The organism is Erythrobacter sp. F6033 (genome assembly GCF_023016005.1).
GTDB lineage: Bacteria > Pseudomonadota > Alphaproteobacteria > Sphingomonadales > Sphingomonadaceae > Erythrobacter.
This window is the reverse complement of record NZ_JALKAZ010000001.1, coordinates 2,244,849-2,263,764: the sequence shown is the minus strand read 5'-3', so window position 1 is coordinate 2,263,764 and position 18,916 is coordinate 2,244,849. Positions and strand designations below refer to the sequence as shown.

Genomic DNA, 18,916 nt, shown 5'->3' with positions numbered 1-18,916 from the left:
TCGCGCTCCGAGGGCAGTCTCGCTGAAAACTGTAAATCTGGTTTAGCGTGTACGCGCTGCGATGCGGACACCGCGATCAACCGCGCCTTTTGGTGGACTTGATGCGGCATAGGCAAAGCAACCGCGACCGGCAGATTTGACAGAGCCGCACATGCTGCGCGCGCTTTTCGATGTGAAGCCAGCCGCTGCTACACGGAAGTATGTTTTTCCGTTCACGCGAGCTTCGGTGATGACAACATCGTGACCCTTCAGCTCAGGGTGCTTACGCTGAATTTCGTCCCATTTTGCTTCGGCAACAGAGCGCTTGCTAAAGCTGCCAAGTTGGACGAGGTGTGTGCCAGCTGGTTTGGCTGCGACGGCCATGCGGCGCTGCGACGATTTCTTTTCGACGCGTGTCGGAGCGTCAGCTGCCGGTGCCGCGAATGACTTTGAAACGTCTTGCACGACCGCTTTTGAAACAAAGCGCGGTGCAGGCTTGCTCACTGGTTTGGCGACTGCTGCTGGAGCAGGCTTTGCTTTGGGAGCGGGAACGGGAGTTGCTGCGGCGACGCGTACAGGACGGCTTGGCGCTGCACGTTTGAGGCCTGCCGAGGTATCAGTCAACGTTGCTGCCGAATTCGGAACCGTTGCCAATGCTGGAGCGGCCTGAGCAGTTTTAACCGGAGCTTGCGCTTCGGATTCTGCGACCATCATTTGCTGGCTTGGGAAATTTGCTAGCGCAAGACGCTGCGGCTGACCGCCGTCTGAAACCGGAGTGACATTGAGCAGGTTCGCAACGCGGACCTGGTAGTCTTCTGGACGGGCATTGGAAGCCCAATCTGAAAGGCGGCCATCGAGCTGGTCGACCGGCACATCTTCTGCAGCCATAACACGGGCAGCACGCCAGTTTCCGGCAAGTGCATAAGTATAGGCTAGGTTCTGACGCACCTTAGCGGTGTTCTGACCTTCGCGGAGAGTGTTCGTCAGCACGTGAATGCCGCGCTCTGGATTGCCGGCAAGCGCAACGGCCAGACCGTAATCTGCTGGATTGATTGCGCGTTCCCAATCGCTGAGCTTGGCCAGTGCGGCCTTGTTCTGACCCAGTGCCACTTTTGCAAGCGAATAGCTGAGAACAGTACGAGGATCTTCGTCACCGAGTTCAAGCGCGTCTTCGAAGCTGGTCGCTGCCGATTGGAAGCGACCCGATTCAAGATAGGCAGCGCCAAGCATGGCGCGGAAACCGGAATTGCGAGGTTCGGCGTAAACAGCCTCTTCCGCAAAAGCGATGGCCTTATCAACCTGACCCTTTTCAAGCGCGACCTGCGCTTTGTTAAAGGAAGTCGCAGCTGGAGCTGCGGCAGACGTGGTGCAGCCCGAAAGAACGACGCTTGCGAGCGCTGTCGTGACGACAAGGCCGATTTTCGGCGTGCTAATGCGGCTCTTGGTGCTGCTTTGCTTTGTCATGGCCATTGTCTTGGTTCCCTATCGTATCGCTTAGGTGCGTTTCATACGCTCGGCGAGCGCATCAAGTTCTTCAAATTCGGTAAGCATTGCGTCCAGCGCATCGGTGACGAACGCTTGTGCGCTCACACCTTTCATGGTCGATGCCAGACGCAGTTTGAGATGACGGTCGGCGTCAAGTCGCAGCGTGAACGCCGCACGTTTGCCGGATGCCTTTGATTTCTTGGCCTTCGCTGCCTTCTTGGCTTTGCGTTTGACCGGTTTGACTGGCTCGGCCGTGACCTCTTCGTTCGCTGGCATTGCCGCATCGGCAAGCACGCGTTCGGACAGGTCTTTTTGCTGGCGACGCACAATCGGACTAGGCGCCTCGATGACGTCTTCATTGGCTGCGCTCGCCGTGATCGAGACAACATCGGCGCCGGTTTCGGCATCCGAATTCTCGTTCTCTGCGTTTTCGCTACCCATGTCGTTCCAGCCGAGATCTTCGAGCTGTTCGTCTGCCATAGCCGCCATCGCCGCCGGATCTTCCGGAAGCGGGGCAAGTTGTGGACGCATGGCAGGCTTCGCCCCGCCCTTACGAGCGAGCAGAGCCGGGTTTAGAGAGGCAAAGCTGGCTTCGGACATGGTTCGAACAGCCTTTTACTGAGCGACCCGGCGGCCGAAACCACCACCCTGACGCGCGGCGGCAGCTTGCGGCTGACCACCACCCGGAGGTGCGGCGAAGACAGTGCGTCGGAAATTCTTTTCAAGACGGTCTGAAATATACTTCCAGAGCGCAGTCAGTTCGGCGGCGCTGCGGCCTTCCGGTTCGACTTCCATCACTGTGCGGCCATCAATCATAGAGGCTGCGAAATCTGTGCGATGGTGAAGAGTGATCGGAGCAACAGTGCCGTGCTGCGACAGCGCGACGGCGGCTTCCGATGTGATTTTCGCCTTTGGCGTTGCACCGTTGACTACGAAGACCAGCGGTTTGCCAGCGCGTTCGCAAAGATCAACAGTTGCACCAACAGCGCGCAAATCGTGAGGACTTGGGCGGGTCGGTACTACGATAAGTTCCGCAACGCTGATCACCGACTGAATAGCCATTGTGATCGCGGGCGGCGTATCAATGACCGCCAGTTTGAAACCTTGTTGACGCAGAACAGCAAGGTCATTTGCGAGGCGTGAAACGGTGGTTTGCGCAAAAGCGGGATATTCCGCTTCGCGTTCATTCCACCAATCAGCCAATGAACCTTGAGGGTCAATGTCAATGAGTACGACCGGGCCAGCGCCTGCGCGCTGAGCCTGTACGGCCAGATGTCCGGAAAGGGTCGTTTTACCCGATCCACCTTTCTGTGATGCCAAAGCGAGTACACGCAACGCCAGGGTCCCCCTAATTGTGACCATTTGTGCCGCTCAATTGCGACTGAGTGACCTTGAGATCGCAGACTACCCCTAATTTTAGGTTAACGACGCGGCTGCAATCGGCGCTTCCCGAGGCAAAAAAGGCGGCAACGAAATCCTAACTGTTTGTTCACTATAGTGCGGACAACGCGAGATAATCGCCACGCGACCTAAGGGTTGGCTTTATATTCAGGAGCGCACTGCACATGGCAAAACGCATCAAAGACTCATCCGGATTGATCCGCAGTACCGCATTAATCGGTGCAGCTGGCTTGGCTTTGATCGCTGGCCCGGCGCTGGCTGATGTAAAAGCGGGCGTGGATGCATGGAGCGCCGGAGACTTTAACCGCGCTGTTGCCGAATGGCAGGAGCCTGCGCGTGCAGGTGACCCCGATGCTTTGTTCAATATGGCCCAGGCATACCGTCTTGGCCGCGGTGTTGCAGCAGATGTGTCACGTGCGAAACAGCTCTACGCTGAGGCTGCTGAAAAAGGGCATGTGAAAGCTGCCGACAATTATGGCCTGCTGCTGTTCCAGCAGGGCGAGCAACGAAACGCCATGCCGCTTATCACGGCCGCTGCTGAACGCGGGGATCCGCGTGCGCAATATGTTTTGGGCCTTGCCCATTTCAACGGCGATTATGCCGATAAAGATTGGGTCAGGGCGTATGCGTTTCTAACCCTGGCTCAGTCCGCAGATCTGCCGCAAGCACGGGCGGCGTTGTCGCAGATGGATCAGTATGTGCCTGACGAAGATCGCCAGAAGGCGCAAATTGTCGCGCGCGAGATTGAAATCGAGGCAGGAAAGCGCCGTTCAGCCGAATTGGCAGCAGTTGACCTTGCAACGCGCACGCCTGCTTCGTCGCCAGCACCCGTGGCTCAGCCCACACGCATCGCTGCCGTTTCAATGCCGGTGCCAGTCGCGCGGCCAAGCGCTCCTGCACCTCTGCCAGCAACTCAGCGTTCGCATTCTGGGGGCAAGTGGAAAGTTCAGCTCGGCGCATTCGGTGTGTCCAGCAATGCAGATCGCCTTTGGACAAAGCTCTCCGGCAATCCTGCTCTATCGGGCACGCGCAAAGTCCTTGTGCCCGGCGGTAAAGTAACCCGCCTACAGGCTGTCGGATTTGCCTCGCGCGCCGAAGCCACCGCTGCTTGCGCCTCGCTCAAGCGGCAAGGGCAGGGCTGCATCGTCGCCAAGCCCTAATTTATCGCTTTGATTTAGCGGCATGATCGTGGCGCTTTGATATATCGCTTTCCCTCATGTGAGGCCCTGCTAGATTAGAGGCAGGGATCATTTGGGGAATATATCATGAGCGACGCTCCAGCCGTGGCAGCCGCAGAAGATATTGCGGAAGACGCAGTAGCGGAAATCGCGCCTGTTTCTATTCAGGAACGTATATCCAGCCTAGATTTCATCCGTGGGATCGCGGTGATGGGTATCCTCGCGGCAAACATCGTCGCGTTTGGACAGCCGACTGCGGCCTATATGTTCCCCGAGGCTTTTCTCACCCCGCACGGTGAAACGTCCGAGTGGCTCTTGATTGCCCAATTCGTGCTGATTGATGGCAAGATGCGTGCGCTGTTCACGTTGCTCTTCGGCGCGGGAATGTATCTGTTCATGGAGCGGACATGGGCGCGGGGCGGAACCCGCTGGCGCCAGATGTGGCGCCTTTTCGCTCTCCTGCTTTTCGGCCTGATCCACTTTTTCCTGATCTGGTACGGCGATATTCTGATGTATTATGCGCTGATCGGGTTCGTGGTGGTTCCATGCCTGAAATGGGCGGCAAAGACCCAGTTTGTGATGGGTCTCCTTGGTTATATCTCGGGCGCCATTCTGTATGCAGCGATGCTTTCGATGCCGTATCTGGCCGCCGATACGAGCATGGGGGAAACAGCACCGTTTCTAGAAATGAGAGACGGCATGAATGCGGCAAAGGATGTCGCGTTGAAGGATAGCGCGGTTGAAGCCGAGCTCATCCAGTCGGGGGACTATGGAGCGCAGGTCGCTCACCGGGTCTCTGAACACTGGGCTGACCCGATTGGGAATGTGCTGCTGTTTGCCTTGGAAACGCTGCCTCTGATGTTGCTGGGCGTGGCGCTGTATCGGATGGGCTTTTTCAGTGGCGGTTTCTCGTCGCGAAAAATGCGGCTCTGGGGCTGGATCGGATTGGCGGTTGGCGCTGCTTGGTATCTTGGCCTTGGACTCTGGCTGAAATCCGTGGGCTTTACCTACTATGCGATGCTGGCGGCATTCGTTGGATGGACCGCTGTTCCGCAATTCCTGATGATGCTGGGAATGGCGGCGTTGATGGTTGAATATTCATCTGGTTGGAACGGCTGGTTTGCTGAACGGGTCAGGGCGGCGGGCCGCGCCGCTTTCACAAATTATATCGGGACATCGATCGTCTTGCTGTTTGTGTTTCAGGGCTGGGCGCTGGGGCTATTCGGTGAGCTTACCCGCCCGCAGCTTTACATCGTGATGCTGTTTACCTGCGGACTGATGCTCGTTTGGTCAAAGCCGTGGCTTGATCGGTATCGTTATGGTCCGCTTGAATGGCTGTGGCGATGCCTGACCTATGGCAAGATCTTTCCGTTAAAGCGGTAAAGTCGCTTCTTTCGCGTGGGAGCAGAGGCGGTGTTGTAACCAAAAAAACTGCACATGCCCCTTGCTATTGAGAATAATTCTCATAAATTGCTTTTGCAAACGCTTCGCAGGAGTGATTCTTAAGCCCAATGTATATCTGCATTTGCAACGCAATCCGTGAAACGGACCTTCGTAAGGCGGCTTTGACGAGCGGCGGCGATGCAGAGGCGACCTATGCGTGCTTGGGAAAACGGCCCAATTGCGGCCAATGCCTTGGAAAAGCGGGCGAAATCATCGATCAAGAACGGGCTCTCGCAGGTGTCGCTGCTTCTTGCGAAAAAGTCGCAGTATAAGTTAGCGAAGCGTTATTGCGAATTGATCGCAAGCACCTGATTTCTAACGAGAAATTTTGAACACGACCTTGCGGAATGGGGTTTGAGCGCGCATATAGAGTGTGCTCAATCACACCATTCGCTGCGTCTATCGCAGCCATAATTCAAGGAAAACAACGCCATGAAGGGCGATGCCAAGGTTATCGAATTTTTGAATAAGGCGCTCACCAACGAGCTGACTGCTATCAACCAATATTGGCTGCACTACCGCGTGCTCGACGATTGGGGTGTGACCAAACTTGCAGCATATGAACGCAAGGAATCCATCGAAGAGATGGAGCACGCCGACAAGCTTGCTGAGCGAGTGCTATTCCTCAACGGATTGCCGAACTTCCAAGCCATTCATAATCTGCGTGTTGGCGAGAACGTCGAAGAAATCCTGAAAGCCGATATGGCTCTGGAAGAAGACGCTATCCCTCTGCTGCGTGATGCCGTCGAGTATTGTGAGAGCGTGCGCGATTATGTCAGCCGCGATCTGTTCGCGCACATCCTCGATAACGAAGAAGAGCATGTCGACTTTCTCGAAACCCAGTTTGATATGATCAAGAATATGGGTCTGCAGAATTACGTGCAGTTGCAGAGCAAGGCCGCTGGCGAGGAATAATCCGCCTCAGCGCATCGCGAAAATTATGGGAAGGCGAGACAGTGATGTCTCGCCTTTTCTATTTGCCCTCACGCTGGGTGTGATCCGGACCGCGCGCAGCCAGCCAAGTCTCGCGCAAGAAGTGGAATAGCGCGGTGATGAGCAAGCCCATCGTCACAATCCAAAGCACCGCAACGACAGTGCCGATCTTTGTGTCGATATAGACCGAGCTGAACAACACGGCGATCACAACACTGATCACAACCGCTGCAGCCGTCGCAAGCATGATTGCCCGCCGCGCCAATAAGCGGCGCGAACAGAGCCAATCGATCTCGGCCTCGGTCTTTTCGCTCTGCTGCTTTTCAACGGCTTCAGAAAGCCGTTCGATCCGGCCCGCGATCCAGTTCAGACGGGTCACCATCACGTTCATGATGCTGCCAATACCGACCAACAGGAATGCAGGGGCGAGGCTCAGCTGAACCGCGCTCAGCGTATCCGGCGTGCTCGATGTCCGTTCCAGAATTTCTGCGGCGATATCGGAGGCTGCAAACAGATCCAGCATCACGTCTTGTCCGATCCGCCGCTGTAGTTTCCGCCTCCGCCTTTATTGGCGTTGTAGGGGTTTTTCGGGCTCTTCAGGCTCACGCGAACCGGCACGGCGTCAAAGCCCAGCTTCGCGCGGATGCCATTGACCAGATACCGCTCATAGCTCTTGGGAAGATCATCGAGCCGTGTGCCGAAAATAACGAAGCGCGGCGGGCGTGTGCCAACCTGAGTGATGTAGCGCAGCTTGATCCGGCGTCCGCCTGGCGCGGGAGGCGGGTTGGCCTCCATCGCATCGTCAAACCAACGGTTAAGAGCCGCTGTAGGGACACGCTTTGACCAGTTTTCGCGCAGCTCAAATGCTGCGCTGAGCATCGTGTCGAGCCCTTTGCCAGTCTTCGCACTCACCGCGAACAGCGGAACGCCGCGGACTTGCGCAAGGCCATCGTGCAGTGCGGCTTTGATACCGTTGAACAGGCCGCTTGGCGTGTCGTGGCCGCCTTGACCCGCGATATCCCACTTGTTGATGGCAATCATCAGAGCGCGGCCTTCTTCGAGCGCAAGGCTCGCGATCTTAAGGTCTTGGTGCTCCAACCCTTGAGTGGCGTCGAGCAGAAGCACGACAACTTCGGCAAAATCCACCGCGCGCCGTGCATCGGCGACAGATAGCTTTTCCAGCTTTTCGGTCACATTGCGCTTTTTGCGCATACCGGCGGTGTCGATAAGGCGGATTTCCCGCTCGCCATCATCATCTGGCCCGGCTTTGGGATCGGTCCATTTCCAATCGATTGCGATCGAATCGCGTGTAATCCCGGCTTCCGGGCCGGTCAGCAAACGGTCTTCACCGAGCAGTCGATTGATCAAAGTCGATTTGCCTGCATTCGGGCGCCCGACAATGGCCAGCTTCAATGGGCCCATCGGAGCGTCTTCATCGAACTCGGCGTCATACTCGGCAGCTTGCTCAGCTGCGTCGGCTTTTTCGCCAATAATCGGCCATAGACCGCCAAACAAGTCGGCGATGCCTTCTCCATGTTCGGCAGACAGTGCGACGGGCTCGCCAAGGCCCAGCGAATAACTTTCCAACACGCCCGATTCGCCAGCGGAGCCTTCCGCTTTATTGGCCACGAGCACAATCGGCACTTCATTCTCGCGCAGATACCGCGCAATCTCTTCGTCGAGCGGGGTTAGGCCTGCGCGCGCATCGACCACGAAAAGCGCTGCATCTGCTCCCTCAAGACTTGCCTCGGTCTGCTTGCGCATCCGACCGGGCAGAGTTAGCTCATCTTCGTCTTCCCAGCCGGCTGTATCGACGATGGTGAATTGCAGACCAGCAATCTCGGCATCGCCCATGCGCCGGTCACGGGTCACACCCGGCTGATCATCAACCAGCGCGAGCTTTTTGCCGACGAGCCGATTGAACAGCGTCGACTTACCCACATTGGGACGACCGATGATGATGACCTGAGGTTTCATAGCGCCAATCAAGTGGCCCCTATCCTGCCACTTGGCAAGAAATGGGCGCTCTTAGTCCTTCTTAGCAACCGGTGGATTGTCGCCGAGATCTTCGAACCACGCCTCTACAGGGCCAGTCAGCTTGATTGTCAGCGGTTGGCCTTTGCGGTCGACAGTCTTCCCGGCCTGAACGCGGACCCAACCTTCGGTGATCGAATATTCCTCGATATCGGTGCGCACGCGGTCTTTGAACCGAATGCCGACGCCGCGTTGCAAAGCGTCCGCATCAAAGGCGGAGCTGCGCGGATTTACCGAAAGGTGATTGGGCGGGACGTCGTTTGCAGACGGTGCCGGTGACGGTGTAGGTGTGTTTTCTTCAGACATGACCCGCCCATTAGTCTGCAAGGCTGTCCTAAACAAGCATCCAATATCACAGCTAAGCTTGCCCTTTTGCTCAAGCGGCGATACAGGCCCAGCGCAGATGCGCGCGGGGGACCTTAAGTCTTCCGCGCGGCTTCGTCTGGGCATGCGGGCGTGGCGGAATTGGTAGACGCGCTGGTTTTAGGTACCAGTATCGTAAGATGTGGGGGTTCGAGTCCCTTCGCCCGCACCAATGCCTCGCCCCGGACTCCGGATAAACGAAGACACACAAACGAATTTTTGCTCAAGAAGGCTGTAGTTAAAACCCCATGCAAACCAAGCAGACAACAAACGAAGGCCTCAAGCGCGCCTACACGATCACCATTACCGCCAAGGAATTGAGCGATAAGATCGATGCCGAGATCAAACGGATTGCTCCGCAGGTGCAGATGCCGGGTTTCCGCCCGGGCAAAGTGCCTGCCAATCTCGTCAAAAAGATGCACGGCGAACAAATCCACGCGCAAACCGTCAATGACGTGATCCGCGAATCGGTCGACCAGCTGATGAAGGACGAAGAATTGCGTCCGGCGATGCAGCCATCGATCGCGCTGAGCGAAGACTATGAGGAAGGCAAAGACGCTGAAATCACGGTCGAGCTGGAAGTGCTTCCTGCGATTGAAACGCCAAGCACTGATGGTCTGAAGCTTGAAAAGCTGGTTGTTCCGGTTGCAGACGAGCAGATCGACGAAGCGATCCAGAACATCGCGGGCCAGAGCAAGAGCTATAAAGACGCCGCCAAAACCAAAAAGGCTGCCGACGGCAACCAGTTGATCATCGACTTTGTCGGCAAGCTGGGTGACGAAGAGTTCGAAGGCGGCAAAGCCGAAGATGCTGCGCTGGTTATCGGATCGGGCACATTCATCCCGGGCTTTGAAGAGCAGTTGGTCGGTGTGAAGACTGGTGATGAGAAAACCATCACTGTGACCTTCCCGAAAGATTATCAGGCCGATCACCTCGCTGGCAAAGTAGCGACTTTCGATGTGACCGTGAAAGCGGTGAAGGTCGAAACCGAAACCAAGATCGACGATGAGTTTGCGAAACAGCTCGGTCTCGACAGCATCGATAAGCTGAAAGAGATCATGAAAGGCCAGCTCGAACAGCAGACCGCTGGCCTCACGCGCACACAAATGAAGCGCGCACTGCTCGATCAATTGGCAGCAGGTCACGATTTTGATGTTCCTGCCACTATGGTCGATGCTGAATTCGAACAGATCTGGCAGCAGCTTCAACAGGAAGCTGCTGGCGAAGAGAGCCCTGAAGAGGCTCTCAAGCAGATCGAAGACGAAAAAGACGATTACCGTGCAATTGCCGAGCGCCGCGTGCGTCTTGGGCTGCTTCTATCGGAAATCGGTCAGGCCAATGGCGTTGAGGTAAGTGCGCAGGAAATGCAGATGCTGATCCAGCAGTCTGCGCAGCAATATCGCGAAGAAGATCGCGAACGCTTTGTCCAGTACGTGCAACAAGACCCGATGGCTGCGGCTCAGCTGCGCGCACCTCTTTACGAAGACAAAGTTGTCGACTTCCTGTTCGACAAAGCCGACGTAACCGAGCGCGAAGTGACGCAGGAAGAACTGCAAGCGGCGATCGAGGTAGACGACGAGGCAGAAGTCGACAAGGCCAAAGCTGCGCCGAAGAAAAAAGCTGCGGCCAAGAAGCCAGCGGCGAAGAAGGCGCCAGCCAAGAAGCCAGCCGCTAAAAAAGCGCCGGCGAAGAAAGCTGCGGCCGAGGAAAAGCCAGCTGCCAAAAAAGCACCTGCGAAAAAGGCCCCGGCTAAGAAGGCTCCGGCCAAAAAGCCAGCAGCCAAGCCAGCCGCTGCGAAGAAAGCGCCCGCCAAGAAGCCAGCAGCGAAGAAAGCACCTGCGAAGAAGGCTGCAGCCAAGAAAGCTGACTAAGCAGGCTGTTCAGGGCTGTACCGAGCCCCGAAATGCTAACAAAATCAGAGCTGCGTCTCATTCGAGACGCAGCTCTTTTTGATTCATTAGCTGGACGCATTGCGCGTCGGAACAGTGTTACTCAAAATTAACCTTGTGATCCTAACAAACTGGCAATGACAACGTCAGACAAAGTCCGGAACGTTACGTTGTCGGACTGGGGAAATGTGATGGAAATGGGTGTCGATGGTAATGGCGGGTCCGAGGGACGGATTCTGGGCTGGCTTCAGCAGGGTTCAATCACCCAGCAAGTTGGCAAAGTTTTCAACCTGTTTGCGATCCTCGTATTGGCGCTGGGCGCAATTGCGACCGTCGGCGCTATAAGGATCGAGCAACGCTCTACGACCCTTGCTGACCTTACAAATGTTGCATTTCTTACTGCCAACATGACCCGTAGTGTGGCGCTGTCCAAGGACGATATGGGGGCATATCGCGCTCGTGGGTATGAGCCTGAGCTTATTGAAGCCTCGATTCAGCACGCTCGCGATGCGATTGCAATGAATGGCGAACTGCGCGACTCCGCTGGATCAATTGACCCGGCATTTGTTGCACGGGTCGACGATCTCGAAAACAGTCTCCAACGCATCGTTACGATTTTGGAAGAAGTGCGGGATGCACCGCGCGCGATTGTTGTAGAAGAATCTTTCCTTGGCCCACGCTATGATGAGATTGATACGACTGCGCTGCAGATCGTTGAATTGCGCGACATTGCAGCGACCCGGACCGAGCAATATTCGGGCGAAGGACTGTATGAAATTCAGTTCCTTATTGCTGCACTGGCCCTTGGCGCTTTGGTGGCGTTGGGCCTTGTCTTCTTTGGCAAGCGGCTCGTGGCGCGCAGAATTGTGTCACCGATTGTGAATATTGCCGATGCAAGTGAGCGGATCGCAGCGGGCGAAACCGCGCTTGCGATGCCAGAGGCGGATCGGGACGATGAAATCGGTAAACTTGCTGATTCATTGACCATTCTCCGCAAAGTGCAGGAACGGTCTGCGGAACAAGCCAAGCTAGACCACGATCAAGAATTGGAACGTGAACGCGAGCTCCAACAGGAACGCGAGAACCAACGTGAAGCGCATAGCCAGTTGCTTCAATCTCTCGCAGACCAGTTTGAAGAGACTGTCGGCGGCGTAGCCAGCCAGGTTGCAGCAGCATCCAGCGAAATGCATCTCGCTGCCAATACTCTCGCCGAAAACGTCGAAAGCTCGTCAACGTCGGTCGAGAACGCCAATTCCAACCTTAAGCAATCGTCTGCCGGAATCACCGGTGCAGCATCAGCAACAGACGAGTTTTCTTTGTCGATCAACGAGGTCAGCCGGCAGGCGGGTTCATCCTCTGAAAGGGCTCAACGCGCGACCAAAGCCGCCAAACAAGCGGATAAGACAATCGCCGGCCTAACCGATTCCGCTGGGAAGATTAGCCAGATCGTGGAAGTGATTGCAGGCATTGCTCAACGCACCAACCTGCTTGCATTGAACGCGTCCATCGAAGCCGCACGCGGCGGTGAGGCTGGTCGCGGATTTGCCGTTGTCGCATCGGAAGTCAAAGAGCTTGCGATGCGAACTGGACGGGCGACCGAAGAGGTCGAAACACTGATCCGTGAAATGCAATCTGTTACTGCCGAGAGCGCATCGGCGTTGTCGCAAATTTCCGAAGAGGTGGTCGAACTCGAGTCTGCAGCCTCTGCTATTGCGACAGCGGTCGATCAACAGGCTGTCGCCAGCCAGGATCTCGCCCGCAGCATCGACATTGCGGCCCGCAACACTGAAAATGTGAGCGCGACCATCGACGAAGTCAGCAAAGTCACGAATCAATCGGGTTCGACTGCTACGCAGGTTTTGGAAAGCGCGTCCGGACTGAACGATCAGGCAGAATTGCTACGCGAGCAGGTCAGCGATTTTCTGAAACAGGTTCGCGCAGCGTAAGAGCACTCGGGCGCTGCGCCGGTTCCCATCGCTTGAAAGAAGGCACCGGCAGTTTTGCGGTTCGGGCTTTCTCATAGGCTGCGCCCAGCTTTAGGACTTTGTGGTCATCCCACTTTGCTCCAAAAAAGCTGATGCCAACAGGTAAGCCTTCAATCGCTCCCATTGGCACGGTGAGGTGCGGATAGCCCGCAATCGCTGCGGGTGATCCGAAGCCGATAGAACCGTTGAAATTGTCACCAATCACCAAGTCACTGACCCATGCCGGACCTCGCGTCGGGGCGACTAGGAATTCAACTTGGTTGTCGGCGAGCAGGGCATCGAGTGTTTCCTCACCTGCAATCCGCACCGCACTCTCTCGCGCCTTCTCATAAGCTTCGCGGTCAGTGGTCCGCTCGGCAACCTCGAATATCCCTTGATCAAACCAACGCATTTCCGCGTCCGCATTCGCTTCGTTGAACGCGATCAGATCGGCAAGGCTGCGCGGCGTTGCCTGTCCTTGTATCTCTGGAATTGAGGATAGGTATTCGCCCATCTCTTCGCGGAGTTCGAACAGCAGGACGGTGAAGCTGTCTTCGAAAACTTGAGTGTTGAGATCAAATTCGATGTCGACCAGGACGGCGCCTGCGCGCTCCAGATCGGTAAGGGATTGTTCGAAGACGGCGCGCACATCATCCCTGTTGCCAATTTGATTGCGCATCACGCCGATACGAACGCCTTGCAGCGAGTAATCGCGCAGACCTTCGGCATAATTGGTTCGGTTCTGTGCCGTTAAGGTAACGCTGTCGGATGGGTCTTCTCCGGCCATCGCGGTTAGAAGCAGTGCCGCATCGTGCACCGTTTGCGTCATTGGCCCGGCCGTGTCCTGTGTGCTGGAAATAGGCACAATGTGGGTTCGGCTGACCACTCCGACGCTGGGCTTGAAACCGACCACTCCGTTGACCGAAGCAGGGCAAGTGATCGATCCGTTCGTCTCTGTCCCGATTGCGCCCCAAGCGAAACCCGCTGCGACCGCAGCACCGCTGCCTGAAGAAGAACCGCATGAGTTGCGATCAATGGCATGCGGATTGCGGGTCAGCCCGCCGACGGCGCTCCAGCCGCTCGTTGAATCGTTCGAACGGATATTGGCCCATTCAGACAGGTTGGTCTTGCCGAGGATTACCCCGCCACTGCGCCGGATATTGGCAATCAGGGGGGCGTCGCGTTTCGTGAAGTTGTAACGCAAGGCAAGACTACCTGCAGTCGTGGCCCATTCCTCGGTCTCGATATTGTCCTTCACCAGGACCGAGCGCCCTTTGAGGATACCTGTTTCTTGCGCTGCGCGCGCTTTGAAGCCTGCCGTAAGCGAATGCACGAGCACTGCCTGAATACCATTCTCGCCATAATCGAGGGTCTCGATGCGTTCGACTTGCTCGGCAATCGCTTGGGCGGCGTCATAGTCGCCTTTCGCAGTTTGGTCTTGAGCGAGCGCTGATGTGCTGGCGAGGAGGGCGGCGATGGTTGCGAGTGTGCTTTTCATGGAAGCATTGATCGCGGTTTTATGGCTAGCGCGCAAGAGGACCGCAGACACGCTTGGTAACCATTTGGAAGGCTCACGTCTCAATAATGGACGCATGAATTCGTGCCATTGTCGCTCGCCTCATGCCGCGTAAGTCGGCATCTTCCAGCCACCCCTTCATCTGGATCGACATGTCAAATTCAATGCAAGCACCACCTGCACGCAAACACTATCATGATATTGATGGCGCGCGTTCGGTTCTGATGTTTCTTTCAGTAGCTCTCCATGCAGGGACTGTTTACGCTCCCGCGCGGCCTTGGATAACTGGCAACACAGACCGTGCAGATTTTTTTGACTGGCTGATTTTTGGTTTTCACCTGTTTGTGACCCCGACGTTTTTCTTCGTTGGAGGGTTCTTCGCTGTGCTGCTGCTGACACGGCGCGCCGCAGGCGATTTCATCTCCAACCGCTTGCTGCGTACGGCGGTGCCGCTAGTCGCGATCGCGCTGACATTTAACATGATCGAGCACTATCTGCGTTGGACTGATAGCGGCGGCCAAGGATCGATGCTCGATTGGATCGGCAGTCCCGCTTTTGTAGCAATCTGGGCCGACGGTACGTGGCAACTGCATCTTTGGTTTCTTGTGAGTCTGCTGCCGATGTTCCTGCTGGCGGTGGTCGTCCATTCATTACTGCCGAAAGAATCGCGCCTGCGCAGCCTCGCAGTGGCGTTTTCTGACAAGCTTGCCGGTTGGATTTCAGGAAGCGCCGCCTTTGCCGTCGCGCTGCTGGTGTTCGCGCTCGCCAACACAGCAAACTATTCCGCAGCGGCGCTGGTGCCGGGCAGCTATGACCTGATCTTCCCGGGTTTCCAAAGCTGGTACAAACTCGTTTCGGAATTCCCGTTCTTTGTCATTGGCGTCATGGCGGCGCTTTCACCGCGCCTTCTCAGCGCTCTGTTTGAGTGGCGCTGGTGGATGCCTTACGCGGCGGCGGCGGCGCTGTTCTTCCAGCCTTATCCTGACGCTGCACAGAGCTTTGAAGTCAGCATCACTATGCTGTTCCTCAATCAGCTCGCGATCTGGACGATTGTGCTGTTCATTCTTCAGTTTTTCCACCGCTTCTTCAGCGAGGGCGGACCTCGCACCCAGTGGCTCGCCGATTGCGCGCTTTCGATGTATCTGTTCCACCACTGCTTCGTGTACATTTACGGACAGATGCTGACAGAGGTGGAATGGCCCATCGCGGTTGAATTCAGCGTGCTGACCATCGCAGCGGCGGGTACTGTGATTGCCATCCACGAAGGATTGGTCCGCCGTTTTGCAATTATACGGCTGTTGTTCAACGGCAAGACCGACATCGCGGCTGTGAAGAAACAGCCCGGTCTGATCGCGGCTTTCAGCGCAAGCGCGCAACCGGTAAAATCACCCGCTCAATCCGGCGCAACTGGCTCCGGCGCGTCTCTTTCCCCCAGATGATTGCCATCTGAAAGGTTAAAGCCCTTGAATCCCAAGCGGCCTGACCCGACATTGTTTGTCCGATATTCAAGAGGGTTTTCCATATGATCGATCTGCTCGGCAATTCCGGCGAAACATACGGCTCGCAAGGCCAATTCACGCGCGATCCACTTACCGGCGCATTGGTGCCGGTCGTGGTCGAGCAGACCAGCCGGGGCGAGCGCAGCTTCGACATTTTCTCGCGCTTGCTGCGCGAGCGCATCGTTTTTGTGACCGGTCAGGTCGAAGACGGCATGGCCTCGCTTATCACTGCGCAGCTGTTGTTCCTTGAAAGCGAAAACCCTTCCAAGCCGATTTCGATGTATATCAATTCACCCGGCGGCGTTGTGACCGCTGGCATGGCGATCCATGACACGATGCAATACATCAAGCCGCGCGTTTCGACCGTGTGCATGGGCCAGGCTGCATCGATGGGCAGTTTCCTCCTCGCCGCTGGCGAGCCGGGCATGCGCGTCGCGTTGCCAAATGCCCGCATCATGATCCACCAGCCTTCAGGCGGTGCGCGCGGCATGGCCTCAGACATTGAAATTCAGGCGAATGAGATCCTGCGGATTAAGAAGCGCATGAACGATCTTTACGTCAAATATACCGGGCAAAAGCTCGATGTGATTGAAAAAGCGATGGACCGCGACACCTTCCTCGAAGCGGATGAGGCCAAGGAATTCGGTCTCGTCGACAAGGTTTTCGAGACTCGTCCTGAAAATGAAGAGGGCGATGATAAAGAAGGTTCCGGCGGCGCACCCGAGTAAGTCGGTTACGTTCCGGTCGGTTCCGCCCCATGGCGGGACAATCGGCAATTGAAGTAGACAATTCGGCCACATGGGTAGCGATTTCCCCTCCCATGCGGACCGAAAAACCATGCCTTTGAGTTGATTCATTCGGCATGGGAGATAATGTTGACGAATCCCCTTGGGCTGGCTGGCGTGTCGGAGCGAGGGATTCGAGGATTACAGGATGACCAAATTGAGCGGATCTGACAGCAAAAGCACACTCTATTGCAGCTTCTGTGGGAAGTCGCAGCACGAAGTGCGCAAGCTTATTGCCGGCCCTACCGTTTTCATCTGCGATGAATGCGTTGAGCTGTGCAATGACATTATCCGCGAAGAAACGAAGGCGGGCATCGCGGGCAAAAAAGAAGGCGAAGTGCCTTCGCCGCGCGAGATTTTCGAAACGCTCAACGATTACGTGATCGGCCAGAACAGCGCGAAACGGAACCTCTCCGTCGCGGTTCACAACCACTACAAGCGACTGAAGCATTCCGGCAAATCTGGCGGCGATGTGGAGCTTGCGAAATCCAATATCCTGCTCGTAGGCCCGACTGGTACGGGTAAAACATTGCTGGCTCAGACTTTGGCGCGCACGTTCGACGTGCCGTTCACGATGGCTGATGCCACGACCCTGACCGAAGCCGGTTATGTCGGTGAAGACGTCGAGAATATTATTCTGAAACTGCTGCAATCCTCCGACTACAATGTCGAAAAGGCGCAGCACGGCATCGTCTACATCGACGAGATCGACAAGATCACCCGCAAGGCGGAAAACCCATCGATCACGCGCGACGTATCGGGTGAGGGTGTTCAGCAGGCTCTGCTGAAACTGATGGAAGGCACGACCGCCTCTGTTCCGCCGCAGGGCGGGCGCAAGCATCCGCAGCAGGAATTCCTGCAGGTCGACACGACGAACATCCTGTTTATCTGTGGCGGCGCGTTTGCGGGTCTCGACAAGATTATTGCTGACCGTCTTCAGAAACGCTCAATCGGTTTCGGTGCGCATGTTGCCGACCCGGACAAGCGCAAGGTTGGCGAACTCCTCGAAAAGAGCGAGCCGGAAGATCTGCTGAAATTCGGCCTGATTCCGGAATTCGTTGGCCGTCTGCCAGTGATTGCGACTTTGCATGACCTTGATGTCGATGCGCTGGTTACAATCCTGCAAGAGCCGAAAAATGCTCTCGTGAAGCAGTATGGCAAGCTGTTCGAACTCGAAGATGTCGAACTGACCTTCACCGACGAAGCACTGGTCGCCATCGCCGAACGCGCAATTCTGCGCAAAACTGGCGCTCGCGGGCTTCGTTCAATCGTCGAAGGCATCCTGCTCGATACGATGTTCGATCTGCCGGATATGGACGATGTTTCTGAAATCGTGATCGATGAAGACGTCGTATCAGGCAAGAAAGACCCTATCCGTGTCGTTTCCAACGATGACGATAAGGGCGAGAAAGAAGAAGCGGCCTGATAGAGCCGCCGCGCGGCCCGCGCCGCTTTCTGTTCGTATGCACCAAAAATAAGCTCCGCAGTCCGACTGCGGAGCAGGTATTCTCACAAATCGAAGGCATCGAGGCGTTTTCGGCTGGTATCAGCCGCGATGCCGAAGAGCCTTTGACAGATGAACTGATAGAATGGGCGGATCACATCTTTGTGATGGAGCGCGCCCATCGCGCCAAAATACAGAGCAAGCACCGTGTTGCCTTGAAAGACACACGCATCGCCGTCCTGGGTATTCCTGACGAATACAGGTTTATGGACCCTGCTCTGATTCACATCCTTGAAACGAAAATGCGGCGCTGGCTTCCCGATACCTAAACACAAAACCCCGCCTGGCCGGAGGAATGGCCAGACGGGGTCGTGAAATGCGTCGCCCCGATGGGAGGGGGGAACGATGGAGCGACGCGGTGGGGGGTAAGGCGTTATGCCGGGAGGAATACTCCGTCGGTCACGTGGATCACGCCGTTTGATGTCATGACGTCTGTTGTGGTGACAGCTGTTGCGCGGCCTGCGCCGTCGGTGATTACAACGGTGTCACCGGAAAGGCGCGCGGTCAGCTTGCCGCCGGAAATTGTGTCGATTGTGGCGCTGCCGCCGTGCTTTTTGATCAGCGCGACCAGATCACCGGCGGTCACTTTGCCCGCGACGGCGTGGTAGGTGAGAATGTTCGTCAGCGTGCCTTTGTTCTCTGGCTTGATCAGCGTTGCAACAGTGCCGTCGGGCAGCTTTGCGAATGCGGTGTCGGTCGGTGCGAAGACGGTGAACGGGCCGGGGCTCGACAGCGTCTCGCCAAGCCCGGCAGCAGTCACAGCTGCGACGAGCGTGTTATGCACGCCAGTGCTTTGAGCGGTTTCAACGATGTTTGGCGCGGCTTTCTTGTTGTGATGATGCGCAGCTACTGGTGTGGTCGCTACTGCGGCGATTCCAGTGGTTGCAGCAATCGCAGCAAATGCTGCAGCTTTAAGTGTCTTCGGGGTCACAGGCATTGGTTT

The 18,916-nt window shown here is 56.3% G+C and carries 18 protein-coding genes and 1 tRNA gene; 11 read left to right on the top strand and 8 right to left on the bottom strand.

Annotation, left to right across the window (positions count from 1 at the left end; genetic code table 11):
- Positions 1-42 precede the first annotated feature (42 nt).
- The 3 genes from MWU39_RS10885 to MWU39_RS10875 are packed head-to-tail and all read right to left on the bottom strand — an operon-like array spanning position 43 to position 2,799.
- Positions 43-1,449, bottom strand: a complete 1,407-nt coding sequence (locus tag MWU39_RS10885) for an SPOR domain-containing protein (RefSeq protein WP_247160015.1) — start codon at positions 1,447-1,449, stop codon at positions 43-45.
- A 24-nt stretch (positions 1,450-1,473) separates the two neighbouring features.
- Positions 1,474-2,064 carry a hypothetical protein gene (locus MWU39_RS10880; RefSeq protein WP_247160014.1) on the bottom strand — a complete coding sequence of 197 codons (591 nt, stop codon included), beginning with the start codon at positions 2,062-2,064 and terminating at the stop codon, positions 1,474-1,476.
- 15 nt (positions 2,065-2,079) lie between these two features.
- Positions 2,080-2,799 carry a ParA family protein gene (locus MWU39_RS10875; RefSeq protein ID WP_247160013.1) on the bottom strand — a complete coding sequence of 240 codons (720 nt, stop codon included), beginning with the start codon at positions 2,797-2,799 and terminating at the stop codon, positions 2,080-2,082.
- A gap of 230 nt (positions 2,800-3,029) precedes the next feature.
- On the opposite strand from MWU39_RS10875, the gene MWU39_RS10870 reads away from it, so the two are divergent.
- From MWU39_RS10870 to bfr, 4 genes are all read left to right on the top strand, one after another.
- A complete protein-coding gene (locus MWU39_RS10870; protein WP_247160012.1) occupies positions 3,030-4,025 on the top strand; it encodes an SPOR domain-containing protein in 996 nt (331 codons plus the stop codon).
- 105 nt (positions 4,026-4,130) lie between these two features.
- On the top strand, positions 4,131-5,426 hold the full coding sequence (locus MWU39_RS10865) for a DUF418 domain-containing protein (protein WP_247160010.1): 1,296 nt from the start codon (positions 4,131-4,133) through the stop codon (positions 5,424-5,426).
- A 128-nt stretch (positions 5,427-5,554) separates the two neighbouring features.
- Positions 5,555-5,758 carry a ferredoxin gene (locus MWU39_RS10860; RefSeq protein ID WP_247160008.1) on the top strand — a complete coding sequence of 68 codons (204 nt, stop codon included), beginning with the start codon at positions 5,555-5,557 and terminating at the stop codon, positions 5,756-5,758.
- Between the two features lie 160 nt (positions 5,759-5,918).
- Entirely contained in the window at positions 5,919-6,401 is a 483-nt protein-coding gene (gene bfr / locus MWU39_RS10855) for a bacterioferritin (RefSeq protein ID WP_247160007.1), read from the top strand.
- A 58-nt stretch (positions 6,402-6,459) separates the two neighbouring features.
- Here the strand turns inward: bfr and MWU39_RS10850 are convergent, their stop codons facing one another.
- From MWU39_RS10850 to MWU39_RS10840, 3 genes are read right to left on the bottom strand one after another with little or no spacing between them, the layout of a single operon-like run.
- Positions 6,460-6,942, bottom strand: a complete 483-nt coding sequence (locus tag MWU39_RS10850; protein ID WP_247160005.1) for a DUF2721 domain-containing protein — start codon at positions 6,940-6,942, stop codon at positions 6,460-6,462.
- A complete protein-coding gene (gene der, locus MWU39_RS10845; protein WP_247160004.1) occupies positions 6,942-8,396 on the bottom strand; it encodes a ribosome biogenesis GTPase Der in 1,455 nt (484 codons plus the stop codon). Before der ends, MWU39_RS10850 begins: the two co-directional genes overlap by 1 nt.
- A gap of 51 nt (positions 8,397-8,447) precedes the next feature.
- Positions 8,448-8,759, bottom strand: a complete 312-nt coding sequence (locus MWU39_RS10840; protein ID WP_247160003.1) for a DUF3297 family protein — start codon at positions 8,757-8,759, stop codon at positions 8,448-8,450.
- Between the two features lie 144 nt (positions 8,760-8,903).
- On the opposite strand from MWU39_RS10840, the gene MWU39_RS10835 reads away from it, so the two are divergent.
- The 3 genes from MWU39_RS10835 (at position 8,904) to MWU39_RS10825 (ending at position 12,651) form a co-directional block, all read left to right on the top strand.
- Positions 8,904-8,988 (top strand) — tRNA-Leu (locus tag MWU39_RS10835).
- 76 nt (positions 8,989-9,064) lie between these two features.
- A complete protein-coding gene (gene tig / locus MWU39_RS10830) occupies positions 9,065-10,687 on the top strand; it encodes a trigger factor (RefSeq protein ID WP_247160002.1) in 1,623 nt (540 codons plus the stop codon).
- 155 nt (positions 10,688-10,842) lie between these two features.
- Positions 10,843-12,651 carry a HAMP domain-containing methyl-accepting chemotaxis protein gene (locus tag MWU39_RS10825; RefSeq protein ID WP_247160001.1) on the top strand — a complete coding sequence of 603 codons (1,809 nt, stop codon included), beginning with the start codon at positions 10,843-10,845 and terminating at the stop codon, positions 12,649-12,651.
- Here MWU39_RS10825 and MWU39_RS10820 read toward each other — a convergent pair.
- Positions 12,617-14,218 (bottom strand): amidase, encoded by a 1,602-nt coding sequence (locus tag MWU39_RS10820; RefSeq protein ID WP_348646387.1) that lies wholly within the window; start codon positions 14,216-14,218, stop codon positions 12,617-12,619. The two genes, MWU39_RS10825 and MWU39_RS10820, sit on opposite strands and share 35 nt — an antisense overlap.
- Before the next feature lie 71 nt (positions 14,219-14,289).
- Here MWU39_RS10820 and MWU39_RS10815 point away from each other — a divergent pair, with 71 nt between their 5' ends.
- The 4 genes from MWU39_RS10815 (at position 14,290) to MWU39_RS14600 (ending at position 18,242) form a co-directional block, all read left to right on the top strand.
- Complete coding sequence (locus MWU39_RS10815; protein ID WP_247159999.1) at positions 14,290-15,624, top strand: acyltransferase family protein; 1,335 nt, start codon at positions 14,290-14,292, stop codon at positions 15,622-15,624.
- Positions 15,625-15,707: 83 nt separating this feature from the next.
- Positions 15,708-16,412 (top strand): ATP-dependent Clp protease proteolytic subunit, encoded by a 705-nt coding sequence (locus MWU39_RS10810; protein ID WP_247159997.1) that lies wholly within the window; start codon positions 15,708-15,710, stop codon positions 16,410-16,412.
- 205 nt (positions 16,413-16,617) lie between these two features.
- Positions 16,618-17,895, top strand: coding sequence for an ATP-dependent Clp protease ATP-binding subunit ClpX (gene clpX / locus MWU39_RS10805; protein WP_247159996.1), 1,278 nt, complete (start codon positions 16,618-16,620; stop codon positions 17,893-17,895).
- A 143-nt stretch (positions 17,896-18,038) separates the two neighbouring features.
- The gene (locus tag MWU39_RS14600; protein WP_348646386.1) at positions 18,039-18,242 is read left to right on the top strand and encodes a hypothetical protein; all 204 of its coding nucleotides are present in this window, start codon (positions 18,039-18,041) and stop codon (positions 18,240-18,242) included.
- A gap of 104 nt (positions 18,243-18,346) precedes the next feature.
- Here the strand turns inward: MWU39_RS14600 and MWU39_RS10795 are convergent, their stop codons facing one another.
- Positions 18,347-18,910, bottom strand: coding sequence for a fasciclin domain-containing protein (locus tag MWU39_RS10795; protein ID WP_247159994.1), 564 nt, complete (start codon positions 18,908-18,910; stop codon positions 18,347-18,349).
- Positions 18,911-18,916 lie beyond the last annotated feature (6 nt).